Source organism: Pandoraea sp. 64-18, from assembly GCF_001899225.1.
Lineage (GTDB): Bacteria > Pseudomonadota > Gammaproteobacteria > Burkholderiales > Burkholderiaceae > Pandoraea > Pandoraea cepalis.
This window is the reverse complement of record NZ_MKVU01000005.1, coordinates 130,041-157,019: the sequence shown is the minus strand read 5'-3', so window position 1 is coordinate 157,019 and position 26,979 is coordinate 130,041. Positions and strand designations below refer to the sequence as shown.

The window sequence follows — 26,979 nt, the reverse complement described above, 5'->3', positions numbered from 1 at the left end:
CGCCCCCGAAGCCGAAAGTGATGGCTCCGGGGCATACGCGCGCCCAACCCACGGTCACCGCGTCGACTCCAAAGCCCGCCAGGCTGCCCAAACCCGCGAACACGGGGCAGGCCGGCGGCCCGAACCCGGCAGCGGGGCGACGCACGACGCCGGCCGAGCGCGCCGCGCGCGACGCCGAACGCCTCGCGGCGCGCCAGGCCGCCGCCAATCCGCTTCCCGACATCGTCTTTCCCGAGGCGCTGCCCGTCTCCGGCCGGCGCGACGAGATTGCGCGCGCCATCGCCGGCCATCAGGTCGTCATCGTGAGCGGCGAGACCGGCTCGGGCAAGACCACTCAGCTTCCCAAAATCTGCCTCGCGCTCGGCCGCGGGCTTGGCGCGGGCGGCACCGGCCTGATCGGCCACACCCAACCACGTCGGATCGCCGCGTCGGCCACCGCGCGCCGCATCGCCGACGAACTCAACACCCCGCTTGGCGACATCGTCGGCTTCAAGGTGCGCTTCAACGACACCTTGTCCCACGGCGCGTCCGTCAAACTGATGACCGACGGCATTCTGCTTGCCGAGACGCAGACCGATCCGCTGTTGCGCGCGTACGACACCCTCATCATTGACGAGGCGCACGAGCGCAGCCTGAACATCGACTTTCTGCTCGGCTACCTCAAGCAGTTGCTGCCGCGTCGGCCCGACCTGAAAGTCATCATCACGTCGGCCACCATCGACGCCGATCGCTTCGCCCGCCATTTCGGCACGGGCGAGGGCGACCACCTGCGTCCAGCGCCGGTCATCGAAGTGAGCGGGCGCCTGTACCCCGTGGAAGTGCGCTACCGCCCGATCCAGGACGATGCGCGCATCGCGAACGCGCTGGGGCGCGAAGGCAGCCGCGCCAGCGCGCGCGATCGCGAACGGGACCTGATGGACGGGATCGTCGACGCCGTCGACGAACTGTGCCGCGAAGGCGCCGGCGACGTGCTCGTCTTCCTGCCCGGCGAGCGCGAAATCCGCGAGGCGGCCGAGTCGTTGCGCAAGCATCATCCGCCGCACACCGAAATTCTGCCGCTCTTCGCGCGCCTCTCGGGTCCCGAGCAGGAGCGCGTGTTCAAACCGTCCAACGCGCGCCGTATCGTGCTGGCCACCAACGTGGCGGAAACCTCGCTCACGGTGCCGGGTGTTCGCTACGTGGTCGATGCCGGTACCGCGCGCGTCAAGCGATACTCGTACCGCAACAAGGTCGAACAACTACAGATCGAGCCGATCTCGCAGGCCGCCGCCAACCAGCGCGCCGGGCGCTGCGGCCGCGTGGCCGACGGCGTGTGTATTCGTCTGTACGACGAAGCCGACTTCCAGGCGCGCGCGCGCTTCACCGATCCGGAAATCCTGCGCTCGTCGCTTGCCGCCGTCATTCTGCGCATGCAGTCGCTGCGGCTCGCCAAGGTCGAGGAATTCCCGTTCATCGAACCGCCGCCCGGCCGGGCCGTTGCCGACGGCTATCAACTGTTGGGCGAACTCGGTGCGGTCGACGACACCAACCAGCTCACCCCGCTTGGGCGCGAACTGGCGCGTCTGCCGCTCGATCCCCGCGTGGGCCGCATGATTCTGGCGGCGCGCGACCAGCAGTCGCTGCGCGAAGTCCTCATCATCGCGAGTGCGCTGGCCGTGCAGGATCCGCGTGACCGCCCCCTCGAAGCGCAGGACGCCGCCGACAACGCCCATCGCAAGTTTGCCGACGAACGCTCCGAATTCCTCTCGTGGCTCAAGATCTGGCAGTGGTTCGAAGAGGCGATCGCGCACAAGAAGTCGAACCGGCTGCTCGGACAAGCCTGCCGCGACAACTTCCTGTCGCAATTGCGCCTGCGCGAATGGCGCGACGTGCATAGCCAGTTGCTCACCGTCGTGCGCGAACAGGGATGGCGCATCAACGCGTCGGAGGCGACTTACGAGCAGGTGCATCTTGCCTTGCTCGCGGGCCTGCTCGGCAACATCGGCTGCAAGGCCGACGACGATCCGCATTTCCTCGGCGCGCACGGCATCAAGTTCCACATCTGGCCGGGATCGTCGCTCGTGAAGAAGGCCGGGCGCTGGGTGATGGCCGGCGAACTCGTCGAGACGAGCCGGCTCTACGCACGATGCATCGCCCGGATCGAGCCGGAGTGGATCGAACGCGTCGGCAAGCACTTGGTGAAGACGTCGCTCTCCGACGCGCATTGGGAGAAGAAGGCCGCGCAAGTCGTGGCGTACGAACGCGGCATGCTCTATGGCCTGACGATCTATGCGCGCCGTCGGATGAACTTCGGCCCGCGCGATCCGCGTCGCGCCCGAGAAATCTTCCTGCGCAGTGCGCTCGTGGAAGGCGAATGGGAGACCAAGCTCCCGTTCTACGCCCACAATCGCAAGCTGATCGCCGACATCGAGCAGCTCGAACACAAGTCGCGCCGCCAGGACGTGCTTGTCGACGACGAACTGATCTACGCGTATTACGATGCCCATGTCCCCGCCGATCTCTACGACGGCGCGAGCTTCGAGCACTGGTATCGCGAAACGGCCAAGGGCTCGCCGAAGCTGCTCTACCTCGTGCGCGACGATCTGATGCGTCACGAGGCAGCGGGCGTCACGACCGACTTGTTCCCGAAGAAGACGGCCATTGCGGGCATCGACATGGTGCTCAGCTATCACTTCGAACCGGGCTCGCCGCGCGATGGCGTAACGCTCGCCGTGCCGCTCTACGCGCTCAATCAGGTCGACGCGCGCCGCTGCGAATGGCTGGTGCCGGGCATGCTCAAAGAGAAGGCACACCTGCTGATGAAGTCGCTGCCGCAGAAGCTGCGGCGTCACTTCGTACCGTTGCCCGAGTTTGCGGCCGGCTTCGTCGACCGGGCGACGTTCGGACAGGGCGCGCTGCTCGATGCCCTCATCGCCGACGCGCGCGAACAGACCGGCGTCATGCTCAAGTCCAGTGACTTCAAGTTCGAAATGCTTCCGGCGCACCTGTCGATGAACTTCAAGGTGATCGACGAACACGGGCGTCAACTCGGCATGGGACGCAATCTCCCGCAACTGCGTGCCGAACTCGGTCAGCAGGCGCAGCGCACATTTCAGCAGTTGGCGGCGAAGAGTGGCGCGACGCCGACCCGTGGTTCCGCCGTCGAGCCCGACGCACATGGTGCATCGGCGACGACGTCGCCGGCGGCGCGCGGCGAGGCGCGTGGTGCGGGACGGGCGGGCACGCAGGCAGCGCCTTCAGCGGCCGCTGTCGAGCCCGGCCGCTACGACAACCTCACGACGTGGAGCTTCGGCGAACTGCCCGAGATGCTGGAAATCCGTCGCGGCGGTCAGACGTTGTTCGGCTACCCGGCCTTGGTCGAGCGCGGCGATCACTGCGATCTCGAAGTGTTCGACGATCCGCACGAAGCGCAACGGCAGCATCGCGCGGGTCTGCGTCGGCTCTTCGCGATTCAACTGCGCGAGCAGGTGAAGTATCTGGAGAAGAACATCCCGGGCCTGCAGCAGATGGCGATGCAGTACATGAACCTGGGGACGCAAGAAGCACTGCGGGAGCAGATCGTCGATCTGGCGCTGGAGCGTGCGTGCCTTCAGTTGCCTTGGCCGAGCGATAACGCGTCGTTCGTCGCGCGCAAGGACGAGGGGCGGGGACGCCTCACGCTGCTCGCGCAGGAGATCGCGCGGCTGGCCGGACAGATTCTCACCGAGTACGCGACCTTGCAGAAGAAGCTGGCCCAGGCCAAGCCGTTCGCGCAGGCGTATGCGGATCTGACGGCACAGTTGCAACGGCTGATCGGCAAGCGGTTCCTGATCGACACGCCGTACGCGCAACTGGCGCATTTCCCGCGCTATCTGAAGGCGATGGCCGGACGTATCGACAAGCTCAAGGCGGATCCGACCCGCGACGCCCGCGCCATGAGCGAACTGGGGCCGTTGCTGCAGAACTGGCAGCGGGCGACGTCGCAACGCCGCGATCAGGGCGACGCGCGACTCGAGGAGTTCCGCTGGCTGCTCGAGGAGTTGCGCGTCTCGCTATTCGCGCAGGAGTTGCGCACGCCCATGCCGGTGTCGGTCAAGCGTTTGCACAAGGTTTGGGAGGCGTTGCAGCGCTGACGTGCAGGGGGCGCGGCCGTCGTGCGCAACGATGGCTGCGAGCGCTGCGATCTCGTTGATCCCGGCGAGCGTCGCGGACTTGGCGACCAAGCTGATTCGGGGGATGCCAACCCACGCGTGCAATGACGGCGTTCGGCCCCGACGCCAACCCCCGACACCATTTCGATGGGACATCCGCTTGCCGGTTTGCGCTACGTCAGAAAGTGTCGAAATTATGTTTCGATACGTAAAAAAAGGTGCGCCGGACGCGCGTTGACGGGGTGTTCCCGGCCTACAATGGCGAGTCGCTACGACGTATCGAGAACGGGCGGTCCACGCGCCGTTTTCGCCACTTTTCCTGCCTAATTTTCTCCCGAGAGACGCTGCAATGCGCAAACTGCTGATCGCTGCCGGTCTGGTGGCTTCCTTCGGTCTGGCGGCGCTCGCTGCGCCGGCCACGGCTGCGGCGCCGGCGCCCGACAGTGTCGTGGTCGTGCTCAACTCGGCCGACGCCAGCGTCAGCCTGATCGACAAGGCGACGCAGAAGGTCATCCAGACGTTCCCGGTTGGCAAGGAGCCGCATCATCTCATGGCCACGCCCGACAATCAGTCGCTCATCGTGGCGAATTCGGTCGGCAACAACCTCATCTTCCTCGACCCGAAGACGGGACAGGTCCAGCGCAAGATCGAGAACGTCGAGGACCCCTACCAGATTGGCTTCTCGCCGGACAAGAAGTGGTTCGTCGCCAACGCCCTGCGACTGGATCGCGTGGACGTGTATCGCTATGACGGCAAGAACCTGAGCGTGGCGCAGCGCATTCCCCTCAAGAAGATGCCGAGCCACCTGGTCTTCACGCAGGACAGCAAACTTGTCTTTATCTCGTTGCAGCAGTCCAACGAGATCGCCGCCATCGATCTGGCCACTCAGAAAGTGCTCTGGACGATGAAGGTGGGCGACAGTCCGGCAGGGGTGTGGCTCACGCCGGGGGACAAATACCTGCTCGTGGGAATGACCGGCGCGGACTATGCCGCCGTGGTCGACTGGCGCAATCAGAAGGTGATCAAGACGATCCCGACGGGCAAGGGGGCGCACAACTTCCGATCGCTCGCCGATGGCAGGCACGTACTGATTTCGAATCGCGTGTCGAGCACGATCAGCATCGTCGATCAGGAGGCGCTCACGAACGTCGGCAACATCACCGGCCTGCTGCCGGGACCGGACGACATGGAACTCTCGGCCGACCGGAAGACGCTGTGGGTGACGTTCCGTTGGGCCCGCAAGGTCGGCATCATCGATATGACGCAGCGCAAGCTGATCAACACCATTCCGGTCGGACGATCCCCTCACGGGATCTATTTCTTCGACCGCGCCCCGGTGCTGTAACATCGGGACATCGCGACGAGGGCGCCACACCGACCGAGCGTCCCCGCTCGGGGCGCACGGTCCTCAACGCGATGGATTCCGATTCTCGTCCTGACGGCACCGACCGTATTGATACTGCATGAATGACATTCTTCGCGCGCTGGGCCGCGCGCTCGTGAGCCTGTTGCATCCGCGCATGCTGTGGCTCACCGCCATGCCCTTTGTGGTCTCCGGCCTGATCTGGGGCGCCGTGATCTGGTTCGGCTGGGTGCCGTTCACCGATTTTCTGCGCGTCTGGCTCGAACAGTGGCAGTTCACGCAATGGATCTACCGCTTCTTCGGCTATTTCGGCATCGATAGCGTGCGCATGGCGCTCGCGCCGTTCATTCTCGTCGCGCTGCTCATCCCGCTGATCGTGGTCACGGCGCTGCTGCTCATCGCGGGGTGGTCGATGCCCGCGGTGTTGCGTCACCTCTCGCGTCGCCACTACATTCATCTGGAAGCGCGGCAGGGCGGCTCGTTCTGGGGCAGTCTCGGTCAGTCGCTGGGCGCCACCGTGGTCTTTCTAGTCGCCGCGCTGCTCACGCTGCCGCTGTGGCTCGTGCCGCCGTTCTTCGCCATCGTGCCGCCGTTGTTATGGGGCTGGCTGACGTATCGCGTAATGACGTACGACGCGTTGGCGTATCACGCGAGCGCCGAGGAGCGTCGCCGGATCGTGCGCGAGCGGCGTCTGCCACTGCTGGTGATCGGCGTGGCAACCGGGCTGCTCGGCTCATTGCCGACGCTGCTGTGGGTGTCGTCGGTCATCATGATCGTGATGTTCCCGGTCATCGCGCTGCTGGCAATTTGGCTGTACGTGGTGATCTTCATATTTTCAGCGTTGTGGTTCGCGCACTATTGCCTGCGGGCATTGTCGCGATTGCGCGCGGCCGAGGCGGCGCGTCACGAGCCGATGCTCGGGGCAACGCTGTTGCCTGTGGCGAGCCCGCCGTCGCGAGAGAGCGAGGACCTGCCGCCTGCGTTGCCGCCGGGACGAGGGTCGTCGAACGGTTCGCCGTGAAAGTGGCACAATCGTGTGACTGCGCGCTGCCGCCGGGCGGCGCCGCGCGCTCCCCCCAGGCCCTGACGACAAGATAAAGGAAGCATCATGGCGGTCGGCATCATCATCATCGGCGACGAGATTCTCTCCGGGCGCCGTCAAGACAAACATCTCCCCAAGATCGTCGAACTGCTCACCGAGCGCGGCATGCAACTCGGCTGGGCCGAATATGTGGGTGACGACCCTGAGCGCATCACGGCCACGCTGCGACGCACGTTTGCGAGCGAGGATATCGTTTTCGTCACCGGCGGCATCGGGGCGACGCCCGACGATCACACGCGTCAGTGCGCCGCGGCGGCACTCAATGTCCCGCTCGTGCTCACGCCGGAAGCCGAGGCGCTCATCATGGAGCGCATCGCCGACACCAGTCCCGACGGACGTGCGGACATGAGCCAGCCCGATAACCGGCATCGTCTGAAGATGGGCGAGTTTCCGGTCGGCGCGCGCGTGCTGCCGAATCCCTACAACAAGATTCCGGGGTTCTCGGTCGAGCGGCATCACTTCATGCCGGGATTCCCGGTCATGGCGTGGCCGATGATGGCGTGGGTGCTCGACACGGACTACGCCGAGTTGCATCACCTGACGAAGCACGCCGAGCGATCGGTGCTGGTGTTCGGGTTGGCCGAGTCGACATTGACGCCGCTCATGGAGGCCATCGAAGCCGAATATGGCGGCGTGAAAGTGTTCAGTCTGCCCAGCGTGGGCGACGCGCAACGTGGCGCGATCTACGCGCGCCGACATATCGACCTGGGCGTGAAGGGCGACCCCGCACTGGTTGGCGCGGCGTTCGAGCGACTGATTGCCGGGGTGAATGCGCTGGGCGGCGAGATCGTGCATCCGACCGAGGCGCTCGCGCTGCCCGAGGGCACGCTGCCGTCGGGCAATTGACGGGCGGGCGGTACTGCCGCGAGAGCGCATAAAAACGGCGCTTGCCTGTGAAGGGCAAGCGCCGTTTTTCGTTGCCGGCGCGCACGGCGGGAACCATGCGCGCCCTGCGCGCCGGTCAGAATCCGGCGAGCACGAGTTTGCCGATGGTGCGTCCGCCTTCGAGCTGCGCGTGGGCGCGGCGCAGGTTCACCGCGTTGATCGGGCCCAGGACCTCGCCCACCGTCGTGCGCAGCGTACCCGCATCGACCCGGCGTGCCACTTCGGTCAGCAGCGTGTGCTGCGCGATCATGTCCGGCGTTGCGAACATGGCGCGCGTGAACATGAACTCCCAGACGAACGTGGCGCTCTTGTTTTTGAGCAGACCGATGTCGAGCGGACCCGCATTCTCCACGATGGAGCAGATCTTGCCTTGTGGGGCGACGACCTGCGCCATGGCGGGGAAATGCGCGTCGGTGTCGTTCAGGCACAGTACGAAATCCACCTGTGGCATGCCGATCGACTGCAGCTGCGCCGGAATGTCCTGGGTATGGTCGATCACGTGTTGCGCACCGAGTTGACGACACCAGTCGGCCGATGCCGGGCGCGACGCGGTAGCGACGATGTGCAGATGGGCAAGGCGTCGCGCGAGCTGAATGGCAATCGAGCCGACGCCGCCGGCACCGCCGACGATGAGGATCGACTTGCCCTCATCGCCGCCGTCGGGAGCGATGCCAAGGCGGTCGAAAAGGGCTTCCCACGCCGTGATCGTCGTGAGTGGCAAAGCAGCGGCGCCCGCGAAGTCGAGCGACGTGGGCATGTGGCCGACGATGCGTTCGTCGACAAGATGGAACTCGCTGTTCGCGCCTGGGCGCGTGATGCTGCCCGCGTAGTACACCGGGTCGCCAACCTTGAAGAGGGTGACGTCCGGGCCGACGGCTGCGACGGTGCCCGCCGCATCCCACCCCAATACGCGCGGCGTGGCTTCGACCTTATCTTTCGGGGCGCGAACCTTGGTGTCGACCGGGTTCACGGAAATCGCTTCGACCTTGACCAGCAGGTCGCGCCCCGCGGGTGTTGGCGTCGGCAGCTCGATGTCTTCGAGCGACTTCGGGTCGTCAATCGGCAGGTAATGGGTCAATCCGACGGCTTTCATCTGTTTTCTCCTGAATAGGCGGGGCGCAGCCGGCAGTGCGCCGGCGACACCCCCGATGCGATAACGAGAGACTAAGGCTAGTCGATTGCTTTGATAATTCGCATAATGCGGAAAAGATCTTTTGGAGATTCCATCAAATGGCATTGGATCTCGATACCGTGGCGTTGTTCGTGCGCGTGGCGGCGCTCGGGAATGTGTCGGCCGCGGGGCGCGAGCAAGGGCTGTCTCCGGCCACGGCCAGTACGCGCCTGACACAACTCGAAGGTGTGCTCGGGGCACGGTTGCTGCATCGGACGACACGCAGGGTGGCGCTCACGCAAGAGGGGGAAGCCTTTCTGCGAGACGCGCAGACCTTGCTCGCGGCCGAGGCGCAAGCGATGGCAAGCGTTGGGCAGGGGCACGCAGCGCCTCAGGGGCGTTTGCGGGTGTCATGCTCCTCGTCGTTCGGGCGTCAGCATGTTTCCCCCGCCTTGTCGGCCTTCCTGGCGCGCTATCCGGGGATTTCGCTGGACTTCCGGCTCACGGATCGGGTTGTCGACCTGATCGAGGCCGGCATGGATCTCGCGATTCGCGTCGGGGCGTTGCGTGACTCGACGCTCGTTGCTCGCAAGCTCGCCCCGAATCGCCGGACATTGTGTGCGTCGCCCGCGTACCTCGCGGCGCGCGGCGCGCCGAAGCACCCAGGCGAGCTTGCCGCGCACGACTGCCTGATCCTGGGGGAGCAGCGCGATTGGCGGTTCGTGACGCCCGGTGGTCCGCTGAGCGTGCGTGTCGGCGGGCGTCTGGCGTCGGATAACGGGGAAGTGCTGCGCGACGCGGTTTTGGCGGGCCTGGGCATTGCGCTCAAGTCCACGTGGGACGTCGGCGCGCATCTGCGCAGCGGGGCGCTGGTGCCGGTGTTGCCCGCCTATCCGCTCGCGGAGGAGGTGGCGATCTGGGCCGTGTACCCGAGCCGGGCGTTCGTGCCGCCGAAAACCCATGCGCTGATCGAATTCCTGCAGGCGCGCTTTGGGCCGGCGCCGTATTGGGATGACGGCGACGACCCATCGGCTGGCCTATCGAGGCCGTAACGCGACGAAGCGTCAGTGAAGGTGATGGGGCCGCGTGAGTTGTGCGCCGGCGTCCTCGTGACCGATCGCCGGGCTGGCGTGGTGAAGCACAAGGCGCCAGCCATCGGCTTCCTTCATGTAAACGTTCGTGGCGAGCACGAAGGCGTAACGGGCTTCGGGACGGGTCTCGACCTGTACCTGTTCCAGCACGTTATGGACCGCGCACAGCGGATTGCGCGCTACCTGGAGATGACTGGCCGTGACGTGCAATCCGTCCTTGGCAAGGATCTGCTGCCAACTCTCGCGAACCGCCGCCGGGCCGACGTGGCGGGGCCCTGCCGGGTGAATGCAGACGATTTCCTCGTCTTCCGACCAGACGTCCATCAGCGTATCGGTATCGCCGGCGCGCAGCGCTTCGTAGTAGGCGTGCTCGGCGTCTTCCGGACTTAGAAAAATGGCAGCGGGCATAACGGCAGCCTCCGACGGGGTGGAGCGCCAGGCAATGGGGGCGCCTGGAGAACGCGCCGATTATGGAGCGTTTGCCGGGGCTTGTCGAACGTCGGGAGGGCAAAATCGCGCCATCGCGCGCGACGCTTGATCTGGCGCAACACGACGCGGGGGCGGGGCCGTTAGCGTATCGGTAACATCCGAGGCAGGGATGGCGGGTGACGGCGCACTGGCGGGAGCTTCGGCTGCGGGGACGCTCGTGCGTCCCCGTTGGCGGGTGTCAGCAGGGAACGCCGGCGAGTTCGTGCAGCGCGGCGGCGTCGATGATCTTGACGTGGCGCTGCCGGATTTCGATCATGCCGTTTTGTGCAAAGCGTGAAAACAGGCGGCTGACGGTTTCAAGCTTGAGGCCGAGGAAACTTCCGATTTCTTCGCGGCTCATGCGCAGCACGAATTCATGGGCGGAGTAACCGCGCGCGGACAGCCGCTCGGACAGGTTGAGCAGGAAGACGGCCAGACGTTCCTCGGCACGCATGGTGCCGAGCGCGAGCAGTTGCTGGTGCTCGTTGCGGATTTCCTGACTCATCAGGCGGTGCAACTGGCGTTGGAGCGATGGCACTTGACGCGACAACGTCTCCAGTTCGCCGAAGCGGGCGATGCACAGCTCGCTGTCTTCGAGCGCGATGGCGGTGCTCGGGTGATGGTGGTCGGCCACGGCGTCAAGGCCGATGAGTTCGCCCTGGAGGTGGAAGCCGACGACTTGCTCGCGGCCGTCGGGGGCCGTGACGCAACTTTTGAGCGAACCGAAGCGAATGCCGTAGACAGCGTGCAGATCGTCGTTCGCGTGGTACAGCACGTCGCCTTTCTTGAGGCGGCGGCGCTCGCTTACCAGTGCGTCGAGTCGTTCCAGCTCGGGTTCCGGAATGCCGACCGGCAAGCAGAATTGCCCGAGCGAACATGTGGAACAGCGGGGCTGAGCGATGGGAGTGCGACCGTTTTCTGTGGTCATGAGGGCCCCTGAAGTTTTTTGGAGAGTCTATCATGGTGCGTTGACCTATCGTTTTCCCTTTCCGCACGTCGGAATGTCGACGAGGCTTTACGGGCGTCGGTGTTTCAGTAATAATTGCGCACATACCGGACGTCCGTCTCGCCGCACAATCGGCCTGGGCGTTTTCCCGGCAGGTCGTTTCGAAGCATTCAGGTCGCGCCGCCGTCACTACGACCGAACACAATCGGGCGCGCGCTTATGCGAAGCGGTTACGACCGTTTCTCGTGTTCCAAGCATCCATTTATTCCTGATACCGGGTCGCCAAGCCCCCGGTCTGCTTAGTCGCACATGAATACCCAAGAGGCGAAACTCGTCCTCGAGACCGCGTTGATTTGCGCGCAGGAGCCGCTCAAGGTCGGCGATCTGCGCAAGCTTTTCAATGACGCCGTGTCTGGCGACACGGTGCGCGCGCTGCTCGAGGAAATCCGCGTGCAATGGGATGGCCGAGGTGTGGAATTGGTGGCGTTGGCCACCGGCTGGCGTTTCCAGAGCCGTCCGCGCATGCGTGAATACCTTGATCGCCTGAATCCAGAGAAGCCGCCGAAGTATTCGCGAGCGGTGATGGAGACGCTGGCGATCATCGCGTACCGTCAACCGGTCACGCGCGGCGATATCGAGGAGATTCGCGGCGTGACGGTCAACACACAGATCATCAAGCAACTCGAGGATCGAGGCTGGATCGAGGTGATCGGGCATCGAGATGTGCCGGGACGCCCGGGTCTGTACGCCACGACCAAGGACTTTCTCGACGATCTGGGGCTGCGGGCGCTCGATGCGTTGCCGCCGCTCGAAGATCCGGCCGCACAGGCGCAGATCGACTTGCTCGCGCAGCAGAACATCGAATTCGGCGAACGTGCCGAGGCCGGCGCGGGGGATGACGCGATGTCCGATGACGTGCCTGTCGCCGATGCGCAAGCGCTGGCACGTCTGGCGCAAGCGCGTGCCGATGACCTGCCGCTTGCACAAGGGCTGCCCGAAGATCAGCGCCCGCCGCCGGGCGAGGGCGACGGGCCGACGGAAGACGCGTTGCTCGACGCCGTGATGGCGGAAGGCGAAGGCGACGATGGGGTGACAGTCCCGGTCGAGGCGCCGGCGGAGATTGAGCCGGTAGACGCTGAACGGGCATCGCTCGCGGAACTCGCGGGCGCGGCGCACGTCAGTGAGCAGGTCGACGCGGTGCATGACGATGCGACGCAAGCGAAGTCTGGCGACGGCGAGGCAGATCAAGGGCCGGTGTCCTCCAGTGCCGCAATGTCGGTGGAGGTCGCGCAGGACAAGGAATTTTCCGAAGAATCGGAGTCTGCGGTGTCGGTCGGCGACGATCCGCCGCAAGATGCGCAGGATGTAGCGACGTCGGCGGCAGATCCCGCGGCGTCGGTAACACAAGAGGTTTCCCCGCACGCTGCCGACTCGGCAGCGAACGAACCCGCCACCGGGCAGCCCCTGTCCGGTGAGGGAGATGACGACGAGAGCGACGGGGACGACAAGAGTCTCGTCACGGGCACCTGAGGCGTCGGCGCATCGCGTCGCGCGCACCAGCAGGGCCGTTAGCGATAAGAACGAAGTCGCGGCAAGCATTTGCCGCGCATTCATGGTGCGAACACGGATCGGGGCAGCCATTTACGCCTGCCCGCGACGATCCCGTTTTCCAATGAGGTTGTGTTGAAACAAATCGAAGAATCCCAGGACCTGCACGCACGCGATGCTGGTGCCGAAGCCCGTGCGCCGGAAGGCGAGGGCGGCGACGAAAAAGCATCGCGCCGCGGCTTGCGCCGTGGTCCGCGCAGTCTGATTGCCCGCCGTCGGGCGGCTCAGCAATCCAAGCGTGAAGGCGAGGACGGCGGCGCAGGTGAATCTGCCGCGTCGGACGCCCCACGCGGGGAACCGCACGGCGATGCGCCGCAAGCTCAAGCATTGGGCGCCGACGGTGCACCGTTGGCCGCTCAGGCGCGAGGCCGCAATGCCGCACCCCGTAAGCCGCGTAGCGGCAAGCGTGACGGTGCCGCACAGTCCTCGCCGCCGGCGCAGTCGGCGCAAGGCGATGGCAGCGCAGCCAGCGGTCATGGTGCGACGCCGACAGGCAGGGCGCCGCAGGGTGCCAAGGGCCGTGGCCGCAAGGAGTCGACGGGCGGTGCCCGGGGCGGCGCAGGCGTCGGTGGCGGCAAGGGCGGCAAGGGTGGCAAGGCGCCTAAGGGCGGTGACGACGATCTGTTCGCGTTCGTGACGTCGGGTGGCTTCGATAGCGACGAGTCCGAAGGCGATGCCAAGGCGGCTGCCAAGCGCGGCCGCCGCCCGGCCGACCGTCGTGTCCTGTCGCCGGACGATGAGGCGCCCAAGCTGCACAAAGTGCTGGCCGAGGCCGGCATGGGATCGCGTCGCGAGATGGAAGAGCTGATTCTCGCCGGACGCGTGTCGGTCAACGCCGAGCCCGCGCACATCGGTCAGCGCATTCTGCCGACCGATCAGGTCCGCATCAACGGCAAGCTCGTCAAGCGTCGCATCACGAGCAAACCGCCGCGCGTGCTGCTCTATCACAAGCCGTCGGGCGAGATCGTCAGCCATTCCGATCCGGAAGGCCGTGCGTCGGTATTCGATCGCTTGCCGCCGATGAAGACGGCCAAGTGGCTCGCCGTTGGGCGCCTGGACTTCAACACGGAAGGCTTGCTGATCCTCACGACGTCGGGCGATCTGGCGAACCGATTCATGCATCCGCGTTATGGCATCGAGCGTGAATATGCCGTGCGTACCGTGGGGCAATTGAGCGAGGCGTCGCGTCAGCAGCTGCTGCGCGGCATCGAGCTGGACGACGGCAAAGCCAATTTCCTGCGGTTGCAGGACGGCGGTGGCGAAGGGTCGAATCACTGGTATCACGTCGCGTTGACCGAAGGCCGCAACCGCGAAGTGCGTCGCATGTTCGATGCGGCGGGCCTGATGGTGAGTCGTCTGATCCGTACGCGTTACGGCCCGCTGACGCTGCCACGCGGTCTCAAGCGCGGCCGTTACGAAGAGCTGGACGAGGCGCAGGTGCGCTCCCTGTTCGCGACGGTCGGCATGAAGATGCCGGGCACCGGCTCGGACGACAAGGGCAGTGTGGGTGGTCGTGGCGGCAAAGCCGGCGCGCCGAAAGAGCCGCGCCGTCAACCGGACCCGATGCAGACGGCCTTGGGCGTGTTCAGCCGCGAGCCGGGCCAGTCGCGTCGTCCCCGGCCCAATCCGCTGACGGCCTTCGTTGGCCCGAGCGGCGGCTACCCGGGGCAAACGCCTTCGCCGCGAGGCGAGGGACGACGTTTCGGCGGTGGGAATTCGTCGGCGGGCGGCGGTGGTTTTGGCGGTCAGTCGCGCGGCGGTAACGGTGGCGGCAACGGTAACGTCAATGGTAATCGCAGTCGTGGCGGCAACCGTGCGGGTGGAAGTGGCGGCGGCAATACAGGTGGTGGCAATCAAGGCAACCGTGGCAATCGCGGCGGCAACCGTTCACGTTGATTTCGTTGGAACGCCCCCAGGGCGGACGACGGCAGGCAGGGGCGCCAGTGTGTTGCCCCTGGCCTGGCGTCCGAAATAACGGGGACATTCGTTCGTTGGGTCCATCCTGCATGCGGCAACGCGGCAAGGGCGCCTGTCCGACGGGTTTTGGGGGTGCCAAGCGTTGCAAATCGGCCCAAAATCATATAAAATCAATCAATAAGCTGGTCCGCGTGCAGCAACTCCTGTTGCGGCACGCACCTCATGCGCAATGAGGCTGTAAGAAATGGGCGTTTCGCCCATTTTTTTTTGCCGCGAGCGTTTTGCGCGCGGCCGATGCCGCCGCGTTCGGGAGTGGGTGTGCCGACACGGGTACGCCGGCCCGGACGATCGAGGGCCGGTATCGTGCGGCGCCCCATGCGGGGCGCGCAGACCTGTCGGGCGCCGCTAATGCGCGCGAGTTTTTCTAGGGTGAGCAAAGTTGCAATTGCCAGAACTGATCGAGACCACGGTCGAAGGCCTGGGTTACGAGCTGGTCGATATTGAACGCGCCGGCGGCGGTTTGCTGCGCGTGTACATCGACAAGCCGGAAGGCATCGCGATCGATGACTGCGAGACGGTGAGCCGTCAGCTCTCGCATGTCCTGATGGTCGAGAACGTCAATTACGACCGACTCGAAGTGTCGTCACCGGGGCTGGATCGTCCGCTGCGCAAGCTGCGTGACTTCGAGCGTTTTGCCGGTGCGGAAGTGAGTCTTACGTTGCGTGTGCCGCTGGAAGGTCGCAAGCAGTTTCGCGGCATCCTGCAGGCGCCGCAAGGTGAGAACTTGAGCCTGGAGTTCGAAGGCAAGGGCGGCCCGGCGCTGCTCGACTTCACCCTCGCGGATATTGACCGTGCGCGCCTAGTGCCGCAGATTGATTTTAGGAGTCGCAAACGATGAGTCGCGAAGTATTGCTGTTGGTCGATGCGCTCGCGCGCGAAAAGAACGTCGACAAGGACGTCGTGTTCGCCGCGCTTGAAGCAGCATTGGCCTCGGCCACCAAGAAGCGCTATGCCGAGGACGTCGACATTCGCGTACATATCGACCGCGAGTCGGGGGAGCACGAGAGCTTCCGTCGCTGGGTCGTGGTGCCGGACGAGGCGGGCCTGCAAGAGCCGGACAAGCAGGTTCTGGAGTTCGAAGCCAAGGAAGACGACCCGTCCATCGAGATCGGCGAGTTCGTGGAAGAACCCGTGGAGTCGGTCGAATTCGGTCGTATCGGTGCGCAGGCGGCCAAGCAGGTGATTCTGCAGCGCATCCGCGATGCCGAGCGCGAACAGATCCTCACGGACTTCCTGGATCGCGGCGAGAAGATCATGACCGGTGCGGTCAAGCGTCTCGACAAGGGCAACCTGGTCGTCGAGTCGGGCCGTGTCGAAGCGCTGCTGCGTCGCGATCAACTGATCCCGAAGGAAAATCTGCGTATCGGCGACCGTGTCCGCGCGTACATCGCGAAGGTCGACCGCACGGCGCGCGGCCCGCAGATCGAGCTCTCGCGCACGGCGCCGGAATTCCTGATCGAACTGTTCGGCATGGAAGTGCCGGAAATCGAGCAAGGTCTGCTGGAGATCAAGTCGGCCGCTCGCGATCCGGGTGTGCGCGCCAAGATCGCCGTGGTGGCGTATGACAAGCGTATCGATCCGATCGGCACCTGCGTGGGCATTCGCGGCACGCGCGTGCAGGCGGTGCGTAACGAGCTTGGCGGCGAGAACGTCGACATCGTGCTGTGGTCGGAAGACCCCGCGCAATTCGTGATCGGCGCGCTTGCGCCGGCGTCGGTGCAGTCGATCGTCGTGGACGAAGAAAAGCACAGCATGGACGTCGTCGTCGACGAGAACGAACTGGCGGTGGCGATCGGTCGCAGCGGTCAGAACGTGCGACTCGCATCGGATCTGACCGGTTGGCAGATCAACATCATGACGCCGGACGAGTCGGCCGAGAAGCAGAACGAGGAGCGTGGCACGTTGCGCTCGCTGTTCATGCAGCGTCTCGATGTGGACGAAGAAATGGCGGACATTCTGATCGAGGAAGGTTTCTCGAGCCTGGAAGAGATCGCCTACGTGCCTTTGAACGAAATGCTCGAGATCGAAGCGTTCGACGAGGACACGGTGCATGAACTGCGCAATCGTGCGCGCGACGCCCTGCTGACACAGGCGATTGCCACCGAGGAGAAAGTCGAGGGCGTTGCGCTCGATCTCAAGAGCCTCGACGGTATGTCGCCTGAGTTGCTGGCCCAACTGGCCGAGCACGAAATTCAGACGCGCGATGATCTGGCCGAGCTGGCCGTCGACGAACTGACCGAGATGACCGGCGTCGACGAGGAAGCCGCGAAAGCCCTGATCATGAAAGCGCGAGAGCACTGGTTCCAATGATGACCTGCCCTGGCATGTATATGGAACAGTGAACTTTGAAGTTAACCGCAAGGCGCCTGGCCTTGCTTGAAGAGGTTTGAATGGCGAGCATCAACGTAGCCCAATTTGCTGCAGAACTCAAAATGCCGGCCGGCGTGTTGCTGGAGCAACTCAAAGCCGCCGGCGTGGAAAAACTCAGCGCCGACGATTCCCTGACGGAAGCCGACAAGGCCCGTCTGCTGGAGCACCTGCGCCGTTCGCACGGCGCCGGCGACGGCGACAAAAAGAAGATTACTCTGACGCGTCGCCAGACCTCGGAAATCAAGCAAGCCGACGCGACCGGTAAGGCGCGCACGATTCAGGTGGAAGTGCGCAAGAAGCGCACCTTCGTCAAGCGTGACGACGTCGCGGAAGGCGCGGAGAGCGCGGCGGCTGCCGCCGAAGACGAAGCCCTGCGCCAGCGTGAAGAAGACGCGCGTCGCGAAGCGGAGCGTCTGGCGGCGGAAGCGGCTGAGCTCAAGCTGCGCCAGGAACAACTGGAGCGCGAGGAAGCCGAGCGTCGCGAGCGCGAAGAGAAGGAAGCCGCCGAGCGCCGTGCGCGCGAGGAAGCGGAGCGCGCCGCGGCGGCCAAGGCGGCCGACGAACAGAAGGCGAAGGCCGAAGCGAAGGCGGAGGCCCAGGTCGACGTCGAAGCCGAGAAGGTGTCCAAGGCCGACGCCGAAAAGGCCGAGCAAGCCGAGAAGGCGGCAGCGGCCAAGGCCGAAGCCGAACGCGAGCAGGCCCGCAAGGCCAGCGAGGAAGCGCGCGCGGCCGCCGAGAAGGCGAGCGCGGCGGCCGACAAGGCTCGTGCCGAAGAGGAAGCGATTCGCAAGCGCCGTGCGGCGGCAGAAGCCGAAGCGCGTGCCATTCGCGAAATGCTGAACGCGCCGCGTCGCGTGCTCAAGGCGCCGGAGCCGGCACCTGCCGCGCCGGCGGCTGCAGCCAAGCCGGAAGCGAAGGGTACCCTGCACAAGCCGGCCAAGCCGGAAGGTGCCGCGTCGGCCAAGCCGGCGGACAAGAAGCCGGCGGCAGCCGCCCCGGCCTCGACGACCGCGGGTGCCGCCGACAAGAAGGACAAGAAGCCGGGCGCCTGGCAGAAGGATGCCGATAACCGCAACAAGCGCGGCGGCATGAAGACGCGCGGCGACACGAGCGGTGGTTCGGATGGTTGGCGTGGCGGTGGCCGTGGCGGCCGTCGTGGCGACCGTCATTCGCAGGATGATCGTTCGTCGTTCCAGGCCCCGACCGAGCCGGTCGTGCGTGATGTTCACGTACCGGAAACGATCAGCGTGGGCGATCTGGCGCACCGGATGTCGGTGAAGGCCTCGGAAGTCATCAAGCTGATGATGAAGATGGGCCAGATGGTGACCATCAACCAGGTGCTCGATCAGGAAACGGCCATGATCGTGGTGGAGGAGCTTGGCCACCGCGCGATCGCCGCAAAGCTGGACGATCCGGAAACGCTGCTGGCACTGGGCAACGATGCGACGGAAGGCGAAGCGCTGCCGCGTCCGCCGGTGGTGACGGTGATGGGTCACGTCGACCACGGCAAGACCTCGCTGCTGGACTACATCCGTCGCGCCAAGGTGGCGGCGGGCGAAGCCGGCGGTATTACGCAACACATCGGTGCTTATCACGTCGATACGCCGCGCGGTACGGTGACGTTCCTCGACACGCCGGGTCACGAAGCCTTTACGGCCATGCGGGCTCGCGGTGCGCAGGCCACGGACATCGTGATTCTCGTGGTCGCGGCGGACGATGGCGTGATGCCGCAGACGAAGGAAGCCATTGCGCACGCCAAGGCCGCCGGCGTGCCGATCGTGGTCGCGATCAACAAGATCGACAAGCCGGATGCGAACCTGGACCGCGTGAAGCAGGAACTCGTGGCCGAGGGCGTGGTGCCGGAAGAATACGGCGGCGAATCGCCGTTCGTGCCGGTGTCGGCGAAGACGGGTGCGGGCATCGACGATCTGCTCGAGAACGTGCTGCTGCAGGCCGAAGTCCTGGAGCTGAAGGCGCCGGCGGAAGCCGCGGCCAAGGGTATCGTGATCGAAGCGAAGCTGGACAAGGGTAAGGGTCCGGTGGCGACGATTCTGGTGCAGTCGGGCACGCTGCGTCGTGGCGACATGGTGCTGGCCGGTCAGGCCTATGGCCGTGTGCGTGCGATGCTGGACGAAACCGGCAAGAACGCGAAGGAAGCGGGTCCGTCGATCCCGGTGGAAATTCAGGGTCTGTCGGAAGTGCCGGGCGCGGGTGAAGAAGTGCTCGTGGTCCAGGACGAACGCAAGGCGCGTGAAATCGCGCTGTTCCGTCAGGGCAAGTTCCGCGACGTGAAGTTGGCCAAGCAGCAGGCCGCGAAGCTCGAGAACATTTTCGAGCAGATGGCCGAAGGCGAAGTCAAGTCGCTGCCGCTCATCATCAAGGCCGACGTGCAGGGTTCGCAGGAAGCGTTGGCGCAGTCGCTCAACAAGCTCTCGACGCCGGAAGTGCGTGTGCAGATCGTGCACGCTGCCGTGGGTGGCATCAGCGAAAGCGACGTCAACCTGGCGACGGCGTCGAAGGCAGTCATCATCGGCTTCAACACGCGCGCCGATGCGCTGGCACGCAAGCTGGCCGAGTCGAACGGTATCGATATTCGCTACTACAACATCATCTATGATGCTGTGGATGAAGTGAAGGCGGCGATGTCGGGCATGCTGTCGCCGGAAAAGAAGGAAGAGATCACCGGTACGGTCGAAGTGCGTCAGACGTTCCGTGTGCCGAAGATCGGCACGGTGGCCGGCTGTATGGTCCTGGACGGCTTCGTCAAGCGTTCGTCGCATGTGCGTGTGTTGCGCGACAATGTTGTCATCTTCACGGGCGAGCTGGATTCGCTCAAGCGCTTCAAGGATGACGTAAAGGAAGTCAAGTCCGGCTTCGAGTGCGGTCTGTCGGTGAAGAATTTCAACGACATCACGGAAGGCGACCAACTGGAAGCGTTCGAAATCACGGAAGTTGCGCGCTCGCTGTAACGCGATTTGCACAATGAATGTGGAATGGCCCACCAGGCCGGGAAACCGGTGGCGTGGGCCATTGCATTACTAGCGAGTATGTTATGGCAAAGAAACGTGGCGTTCCGGGTCGAAACCTTCGCATCAACGATCAGATCCAGCGCGATCTGTCGGAGTTGATACAGCGCGAAGTGAAGGACCCGCGTATTGGTCTGGTGACGCTGCAAAGCGTGGAAGTGACACCCGACTATGCGCATGCAAAGGTATTTTTCACGACGCTGACCGGTGAGCCGAAGGCGACCGGCGAGGCGCTCAACGAGGCAGCGGGCTACCTGCGCAATCTGCTGTTCAAGCGGCTGCACATCCACACGGTGCCGACGTTGCATTTCCACTTCGACCAGTCGATCGAACGTGCGATCGAAATGTCGCGACTGATCGATACGGCTAACGCGACGCGAGCGAGAGACGAAGCGAACGACGGCGTCGTCGAAGACGACGCGCACAGCGACAAGGAAGACGACGGCAAGTCCGTCGATTGACGATGCCCCCTGCCGGGCTGCCCGATGGGCCGGCCCGGCGGTATGGCACGACCTTTGCACTTGCGATGAGTGCCAGGGGTTGTATCCCACAAGACTCTCTCAAGCACTCTGCGCATCATGACGGACCCGCGTTCGCAGGCACCCCGCCAAAAACTTCCCCGTTTCGCGCTCGATGGCGTGTTGCTCCTGGACAAGCCGCTGGGCCTGTCGTCCAACGACGCGCTGATCCGGGCCAAGCGATTGTTACAGGCGTTGAAGGCGGGGCATACCGGCACGCTCGATCCGTTGGCGACCGGTCTGTTGCCGCTTTGTTTCGGCGAGGCGACGAAGTTCTCGCAGGACTTGCTCGAAGCCGACAAGACCTATGAAGCGCTGGTGCGTCTGGGCGAGACGACGACCACCGGCGACGCCGAGGGCGAGGTGTTGCAAACGCGCCCTGTGACGGTGGACGAAGCGGCGATTCGCGCGGTGCTGCCACGCTTCACGGGCCCGATCTCGCAGGTGCCGCCGATGTATTCGGCACTCAAGCGAGACGGCAAGCCGTTGTACGAATATGCGCGCGCGGGGCAGACCCTCGAGCGCGAAGCGCGTGCGGTCACGATTCACGCGTTGGAGATGACAGCGTGCGCGTTGCCGGCCGTCGCCGAGTTCTCGTTTCGCGTGACTTGTAGCAAAGGCACCTACGTGCGGACGTTGGCCGAAGATATCGGTGAGGCGCTGGGCTGCGGCGCGCATTTGCGCGCGCTGCGCCGCACGGCCGTCGGTCCGCTCACGCTTGACGGCGCCGTGACGCTGGAAGATTTGGGGGCGCTCGATCACGCGCAACGTGTGCAGAGGCTGGCACCGGTCGATGCGTTGCTCGAGACGCTGCCGACGATCTGGCTCGACGAAACGCTCGCCAGGCGCTTCAGCCACGGACAACGTCTGCGTCTGGACGAGGCGCGCTGTCCTCAGGCGCTGCGCGCGTGCGCCGGGGCGTCCGAGGCGATCGAGGTGAAGGTGTATGCCGAAGCCGATGGCGACGCCGCCGTGCGGTTGCTCGGCGTTGCGCGACTCGATGGCGAGGCGCTGCTCACACCGCAACGGCTGTTGAAGACCCAGTAAGCGACGTCATCGCAGCAAGCGCAGTCGGCGCCGTTCAGTCGCGGCCAGCCGATGTTGCGATGAGGCGCATGCTCGCGCGCCTCGTCGGTTCCCGAGGGGCGCCCCTCGCGCCATTCAGCGGTCGGGCGACCGCCGTCGACATCAGTGGGCGACGTTCTCCGGCTTGAGTTCCACGATGGCGTCGAGCGCTGCCTTGACGTCCATCGCGTACTTGGCCAACGCTTTCTGCTCGTCCGTTTTCGGTTCGAACGACGGAATGCCGACCGGGTGATTGCTCTCATCGACGGCGACGAACACCATCAGGCAATCGGTCGTCTGACGCAGCTCGCCCCACTTGGGGTCGCCTGCGTGCACCGAGACATGGATGTGCATGCTGGTGCGCCCGGTGGCCACGATACGCGCACGCAGTTCCACCAGATTGCCCACCAGAATCGGACGGCGGAAGCGGATGTTGCCGACACTGACCGTCACGCAATAGCGACCCGACCAGGTGGCTGCGCAGGCATACGCCACTTCGTCGATCCATTTCATCAGCGAGCCCCCATGCACCTTGCCGCCGAAATTGACGGCGGCCGGCTCGGCCAGAAAGCGGAAAGTGACTTCTGAGCGTTCGTTCGGGTTCTGCGGGGTCGTCATGATGTTGGTTTTGGCTGGGGGACGTGACATTCCCGAGCGTCGTGCGGTATTCCGGTATCGCGTCGGGCAGTGCGCCATCATACTTCGATTGCGTGGTCGTTGCCGACGCGGGTCGCGAATCAACCTCACTGTTATGCGTTGCGCGCATCGTCGGCGTGGCCAAAAAAAACCCCGCTAACGTCAGCGGGGTTCGAGAGGTGTCCGGCTGCACAGGGCAGGGCCAGACACTGGGGAAGACTTCGCTTCAATGCGCGCCGGCCGCAGCGTCGGCACCGCCGCCCCCCTTCATCGGCCGCGTGATCCAGACCATCGAGATCATCAGCACGAACAGCAGCGCCGAGATCCAGAAAATATCGTTCGCGCCGAGCATCGCCGATTGCTGCGTGACTAGCCGGTCGATGTAACCGTTGGCCTGGGGTGTGCTCATGCCGAGTTGATTCAGGGTCTGCACGGAGGCGTTGTACGTCGGGTTGTAGGGCGTCAAATGCTCCGTCAACTGCGCATGGTGCAGCGTGATCCGGTTCTCCCACATGGTCGTCGCAATCGATGTGCCCACCGCACCGCACGTGATCCGCACGAAGTTGGACAGCCCCGCCGCCGCCGGAATGCGACTCGGCGGCAACCCTGACAGGATGATCGCAGTGAGCGGGATGAAGAACATCGACATCGGCACGCCCTGCAGGAACGTCGGAATCATCAGCGTGCGCGTATCGACGAGCGTATTGAAGTGCGAACGCATGAGGAACACCAGCGCGAACAGCAGGAACGAGACGGTCACGACCCAACGGGCATCGAGCTTGGGCAGCGTTTTACCGATCACTGGCGAGAGCAGGATGGCGAACAGGCCCACCGGTGCCAGCACCAGGCCGGCCTCCGTCGCGGTATAGCCGAGATGGATCTGCAGCCACTGCGGCAGAATCACCAGGTTCCCGAAGAACAGGCCGTAACCCACCGAGATCGCCACCACGCCACCCGTAAAGTTGATCCGCTTGAAGAGTGTCAGATCGACCACCGGATGTTCCTCGGTAATTTCCCAGATGACGAAGAAACAGAACGACACCAACGCCACCAGCGCCAGCACGACAATCGTCGACGAATTGAACCAGTCGAGTTCCTTGCCTTTGTCCAGCATCACTTGCAGCGACCCGACCCACAACACGAGCAAGGCCAGCCCGACGGTATCGATCGGCTTGCGTTGCGTGGGCGTTTCACGCTTGGCATAGATCAGCCAAGTGGCGTAAGCGGCGCCAATGCCGACCGGGATGTTGATATAGAAGATCCAGGGCCAATGGTAGTTGTCCGAGATCCAGCCGCCGAGAATCGGGCCCATCACGGGGGCGACCAGCGTCGTCATGCCCCATAGCGCGAGCGCCATCGAACTCTTCGCGCTCGGATAGCTGGAGAGCAGCAGCGATTGCGAGAGCGGGATCATCGGACCGGCCACCGCACCTTGCAACACACGGGCCGCCAGCAGGAATTCGAGCGTGGGCGCCATGCCGCACAGCCACGATGCCAGCACGAACAGCAGGATCGACGAAATGAACAGCCGCACCGCGCCGAAGCGCTCGGTCAGCCAGCCTGTGAGTGGCACCGAGATGGCGTTGGCCACGGCGAACGACGTAATCACCCACGTCCCCTGACTCGACGAGACGCCAAGGTCGCCGGAGATGGCGGGAATCGATACGTTGGCAATCGAGGTGTCGAGCACGTTCATGAACGTGGCGAGCGACAACGCGATGGTGCCGAATACCAACTGGCTCCCCGTCAGGGGGCCAGGAGCGTTTTGAGTTGCCATGAGATGTCAAAGGGGGTGGGGGCCACCCCCCTCCGCTTTACAGGGGGCGTGCGCGAGCCGGCTGGTTGCGCGTGTCGCTGGCGCCGTTTGCGCCTGAGGCAGCCGCGGCACCGGCGTTTTCGGTGATGATCTTGGCGACGATGTCGTCGGCGTCATGACCCACCTTGTCGTACACATCGGTGGCGTACACCGGCAGCGCCGGCGCTTCACCCAGTTCCTTGCCGTCCGTATTGCGCACGTCCACCTTGACCTGCATCGACAGGCCGACACGCAGCGGATGTTGCTGCAACTGCTTCGGGTCGAGTGCGATACGCACCGGCAAACGCTGCACGACCTTGATCCAGTTGCCTGTCGCGTTTTGTGCCGGCAGCAGCGAGAACGCGCTGCCCGTGCCTGCCGAGAAGCCCGCCACGGTGCCCTTGTATTCCACCGACGAGCCGTACACGTCCGCCGTGAGCGTCACCGGTTGGCCGACGCGCATATGCGCGATCTGCACTTCCTTGAAGTTGGCATCGACCCAGACTTGATTGAGCGGCACCAGCGCCATGAGCGGCGCGCCCGTCGCCACGCGCTGACCCACTTGCACGGAACGCTTGGCCACGTAGCCGTCGACCGGCGCCGGGATCGACGTGCGGGCGTAGTCGAGATACGCGGCGCGTACCTTGGCGGCGGCTTGCTGCACGTTCGGATGGGTGGTCACCGACGTCTTGTCCGTCAGCGCCCGGTTCGACACCCACTGCGCGCGGGCTTGCTCGAGTGACGCCTGTGCGGTCTTCACGGCGTCCTGGGCGTGGGCGAGTTCTTCGCGCGACACGGCACCCGTCGCAATCGCCATTTCACGGCGCTTCACGTCGGCCTGCGTCTTGGCCAATTCGGATTCGCGCATGGCCACGGTGGCGGCATAGGCGTCGTTGTTCACGAAGTACGTGCGCACCTGACGCACGGTTTGCGCCAGATTGGCCTCGGCTTGCAGCAGGGCGACGCGGGCATCGGTCGGGTCGAGCGTGACCAGCGGCTGGCCTGCCTTGACCATTTGCGTGTCGTCGACCTTCACGCCGGTCACGGTCCCCGGCACCTGCGGGGTGATTTGCACCACATTGCCCGCGACATAAGCGTCGTCGGTGTCTTCATAGAAGCGCGCATACAGCCCGTAATAGGCGCCGTAGGCGATGGCCGCGATCGCGATCACGGCCGTTAGCGTCAGCATCATGCGGCGGCGCTTGCCATTGGCCTGAGCCGGCTGGGCAGGCGTTTGTTGTTGGTTCTCGCTCATCATTCGCTCCGTACTAATCTCTTAATGTGCTTTGACGTTGTCTTGTCTGTTCTGTGTGATGTGCGGCGCCCGCTCAGTGCGTCTGCACCGCGTCGCCTTCGGCCTTGGCGGGGCGTTCCTGCCCCACGACGAGACCCGCCGCCTGGGCGTCGAAGCCACCGCCGAGCGCCTTGATCAAGCCGATCTGCTGGTCGCGGCGCGCACTTTCGATATTCACGCGCGCCTGTTCCTGCGCCAGCAGCGACGACTCGGCGGCGAGCACGGTCAACTGCGGCGTGAGACCGGCCTTGTAACGGTCGATGGCCAGGTCGTAGGCGCGTTGCGCGGCGTCTTGCGCCACACGTTGCGAGACCATTTGCTTGTCCGCCGAGCGGATCGACGACATTCGATCCGCGATGTCGCCGAGCGCCTTGTTCAGCGTCGAGTCGTAGTTCGCCACCGCGCTTTCATAGGCCGCGTACTGCCCCTTCAAGTTGGCGCGCAGGCGCCCGCCATCGAAGATCGGCAGCGAAATGACCGGACCGTACTGGATGTTCTGGCTGGTCGGATCGATCAGCTTGCCCAGTCCGAAGGTGGAAAAGCCAAAGGCGGCGTTCAGGTTCACGTCCGGATAGAAGCGAGCCTTCGCGACGTCGATCCCCTTGAGCTGCGCTTCCACGCCCCAGCGGGCCGAGACGATATCGGGGCGACGGCCGAGCAGCGTGAGCGGCAGGTTGTCGGGCAGGGCGGGTGTCGCCAGTTGCGCGAGCGTCGGACGCGCAATGGCCAGACCGCGATCCGGCCCCTTGCCGAGCAACACGCCAAGTTGATGGCGGGTGAGCAGGATCTGGCCGTCGAGTTGGGCGATTTGCGTCTGAATGTCGGCGGTGTTGCTCTCGGCCTGCTTCTGCTCGACTTGCGTGTCGAGACCGGCCCGCACACGGTCTGACGTCAGTTGCCCGAGGCGCTGGCGTTGCTTGCCGATGCGATCGAGCACGTCATGCTGTGCATATTGCTGGGCGAGCTGGTTATACGAACGCGCCACGGCGGTGGCCAGCGCCAGTCGCACTTCCTGGTCTTCGGCTTCTTCGGCGCGTTCGGCCGACGTGGCTTGTGCCCGTGCCGAGCGGTTCTTGCCCCACAGGTCGAGTTCCCACGACAACGAGGCCGTCAAGTCGCCCTGCGTGAACCACGTGCCACCATAGCCCGGCGGGTAGATCGTGTTTTCGGTGAATTTCTCGCGATAGATGCTGCCCGAGGCATTGACTGCCGGAAGCAGCGCGGCCGCGGCGCCTTCGGTCTGCGCCTGCGCACCCTTCAGACGAGCGACCGCCATGGCCAGATCGGGGTTGCCGGCGAGCGCTTCGTCGATCAGCGAGACGAGTTGCGGATCGCCGAACCGCTGTGCCCAATCCGTGCCGGGCCACTGGCCGCCCTCGGCGGGCAGGCTGCGCTGGGTCTGATACTGATCGGGGGTACTGATCTGCTTGTCGCTGTGGATGCCGGCAAAATTCGCGCAACCGGCAAACCCCAGTGTCATCGCCGCCAGACAGACGGCGGAAATGATGGAGCGGGCCCGCAGATGCGGGAGGAACGGTGAGGCCACTTTCATCGCAAAGCCTTTACGAGTGACGTTAGGCACCGACAATAATCG

19 protein-coding genes are annotated in these 26,979 nt (G+C 64.7%); 12 read left to right on the top strand and 7 right to left on the bottom strand.

The features are described 5' to 3' along the window. The first annotated feature begins 20 nt into the window (after positions 1-20). From hrpA to BGP02_RS02240, 4 genes are all read left to right on the top strand, one after another. Positions 21-4,112, top strand: coding sequence for an ATP-dependent RNA helicase HrpA (gene hrpA, locus BGP02_RS02255; protein WP_286797558.1), 4,092 nt, complete (start codon positions 21-23; stop codon positions 4,110-4,112). 367 nt (positions 4,113-4,479) lie between these two features. After that, on the top strand, positions 4,480-5,475 hold the full coding sequence (locus BGP02_RS02250) for a YVTN family beta-propeller repeat protein (RefSeq protein WP_017231391.1): 996 nt from the start codon (positions 4,480-4,482) through the stop codon (positions 5,473-5,475). Positions 5,476-5,593: 118 nt separating this feature from the next. Then, on the top strand, positions 5,594-6,514 hold the full coding sequence (locus BGP02_RS02245) for an EI24 domain-containing protein (protein ID WP_017231390.1): 921 nt from the start codon (positions 5,594-5,596) through the stop codon (positions 6,512-6,514). Between the two features lie 87 nt (positions 6,515-6,601). After that, positions 6,602-7,441, top strand: coding sequence for a competence/damage-inducible protein A (locus tag BGP02_RS02240; RefSeq protein ID WP_017231389.1), 840 nt, complete (start codon positions 6,602-6,604; stop codon positions 7,439-7,441). Between the two features lie 115 nt (positions 7,442-7,556). Here the strand turns inward: BGP02_RS02240 and BGP02_RS02235 are convergent, their stop codons facing one another. Next, the gene (locus BGP02_RS02235) at positions 7,557-8,573 is read right to left on the bottom strand and encodes a zinc-binding alcohol dehydrogenase family protein (protein WP_017231388.1); all 1,017 of its coding nucleotides are present in this window, start codon (positions 8,571-8,573) and stop codon (positions 7,557-7,559) included. A gap of 137 nt (positions 8,574-8,710) precedes the next feature. On the opposite strand from BGP02_RS02235, the gene BGP02_RS02230 reads away from it, so the two are divergent. After that, complete coding sequence (locus tag BGP02_RS02230) at positions 8,711-9,643, top strand: LysR family transcriptional regulator (RefSeq protein ID WP_150563591.1); 933 nt, start codon at positions 8,711-8,713, stop codon at positions 9,641-9,643. Between the two features lie 12 nt (positions 9,644-9,655). Here BGP02_RS02230 and BGP02_RS02225 read toward each other — a convergent pair whose 3' ends face one another. Next, a complete protein-coding gene (locus BGP02_RS02225) occupies positions 9,656-10,078 on the bottom strand; it encodes a YybH family protein (protein WP_051060029.1) in 423 nt (140 codons plus the stop codon). Positions 10,079-10,349: 271 nt separating this feature from the next. Beyond that, complete coding sequence (gene fnr, locus BGP02_RS02220) at positions 10,350-11,078, bottom strand: fumarate/nitrate reduction transcriptional regulator Fnr (RefSeq protein WP_150563590.1); 729 nt, start codon at positions 11,076-11,078, stop codon at positions 10,350-10,352. 327 nt (positions 11,079-11,405) lie between these two features. On the opposite strand from fnr, the gene scpB reads away from it, so the two are divergent. The 7 genes from scpB to truB all read left to right on the top strand — a co-directional run bounded on the left by scpB (position 11,406) and on the right by truB (position 21,642). Next, the gene (gene scpB / locus BGP02_RS02215) at positions 11,406-12,626 is read left to right on the top strand and encodes an SMC-Scp complex subunit ScpB (RefSeq protein ID WP_286797553.1); all 1,221 of its coding nucleotides are present in this window, start codon (positions 11,406-11,408) and stop codon (positions 12,624-12,626) included. Positions 12,627-12,779: 153 nt separating this feature from the next. Beyond that, a complete protein-coding gene (locus BGP02_RS02210) occupies positions 12,780-14,600 on the top strand; it encodes a pseudouridine synthase (protein ID WP_442796468.1) in 1,821 nt (606 codons plus the stop codon). Positions 14,601-15,060: 460 nt separating this feature from the next. Next, complete coding sequence (gene rimP, locus BGP02_RS02205) at positions 15,061-15,519, top strand: ribosome maturation factor RimP (RefSeq protein ID WP_017231557.1); 459 nt, start codon at positions 15,061-15,063, stop codon at positions 15,517-15,519. Further along, the gene (nusA, locus tag BGP02_RS02200; RefSeq protein WP_017231556.1) at positions 15,516-16,991 is read left to right on the top strand and encodes a transcription termination factor NusA; all 1,476 of its coding nucleotides are present in this window, start codon (positions 15,516-15,518) and stop codon (positions 16,989-16,991) included. The genes rimP and nusA overlap by 4 nt, the downstream gene beginning before the upstream one ends. An 80-nt stretch (positions 16,992-17,071) precedes the next feature. Beyond that, positions 17,072-20,020 carry a translation initiation factor IF-2 gene (gene infB / locus BGP02_RS02195; protein WP_150563587.1) on the top strand — a complete coding sequence of 983 codons (2,949 nt, stop codon included), beginning with the start codon at positions 17,072-17,074 and terminating at the stop codon, positions 20,018-20,020. Between the two features lie 83 nt (positions 20,021-20,103). Continuing rightward, positions 20,104-20,538: a 30S ribosome-binding factor RbfA gene (gene rbfA / locus BGP02_RS02190; RefSeq protein WP_261938712.1), complete on the top strand. Its 435-nt coding sequence runs from the start codon at positions 20,104-20,106 to the stop codon at positions 20,536-20,538. 117 nt (positions 20,539-20,655) lie between these two features. Further along, positions 20,656-21,642: a tRNA pseudouridine(55) synthase TruB gene (gene truB / locus BGP02_RS02185; protein ID WP_286797552.1), complete on the top strand. Its 987-nt coding sequence runs from the start codon at positions 20,656-20,658 to the stop codon at positions 21,640-21,642. Positions 21,643-21,783: 141 nt separating this feature from the next. Here truB and BGP02_RS02180 read toward each other — a convergent pair whose 3' ends face one another. The 4 genes from BGP02_RS02180 to BGP02_RS02165 form a co-directional block, all read right to left on the bottom strand. Next, complete coding sequence (locus BGP02_RS02180) at positions 21,784-22,278, bottom strand: acyl-CoA thioesterase (protein WP_130025735.1); 495 nt, start codon at positions 22,276-22,278, stop codon at positions 21,784-21,786. 244 nt (positions 22,279-22,522) lie between these two features. Next, complete coding sequence (locus BGP02_RS02175; RefSeq protein ID WP_026131667.1) at positions 22,523-24,073, bottom strand: DHA2 family efflux MFS transporter permease subunit; 1,551 nt, start codon at positions 24,071-24,073, stop codon at positions 22,523-22,525. Between the two features lie 37 nt (positions 24,074-24,110). After that, positions 24,111-25,346 carry an HlyD family secretion protein gene (locus BGP02_RS02170; RefSeq protein ID WP_130025737.1) on the bottom strand — a complete coding sequence of 412 codons (1,236 nt, stop codon included), beginning with the start codon at positions 25,344-25,346 and terminating at the stop codon, positions 24,111-24,113. Positions 25,347-25,419: 73 nt separating this feature from the next. After that, positions 25,420-26,937 carry an efflux transporter outer membrane subunit gene (locus BGP02_RS02165; RefSeq protein ID WP_017232306.1) on the bottom strand — a complete coding sequence of 506 codons (1,518 nt, stop codon included), beginning with the start codon at positions 26,935-26,937 and terminating at the stop codon, positions 25,420-25,422. Between the last annotated feature and the right edge of the window lie 42 nt (positions 26,938-26,979).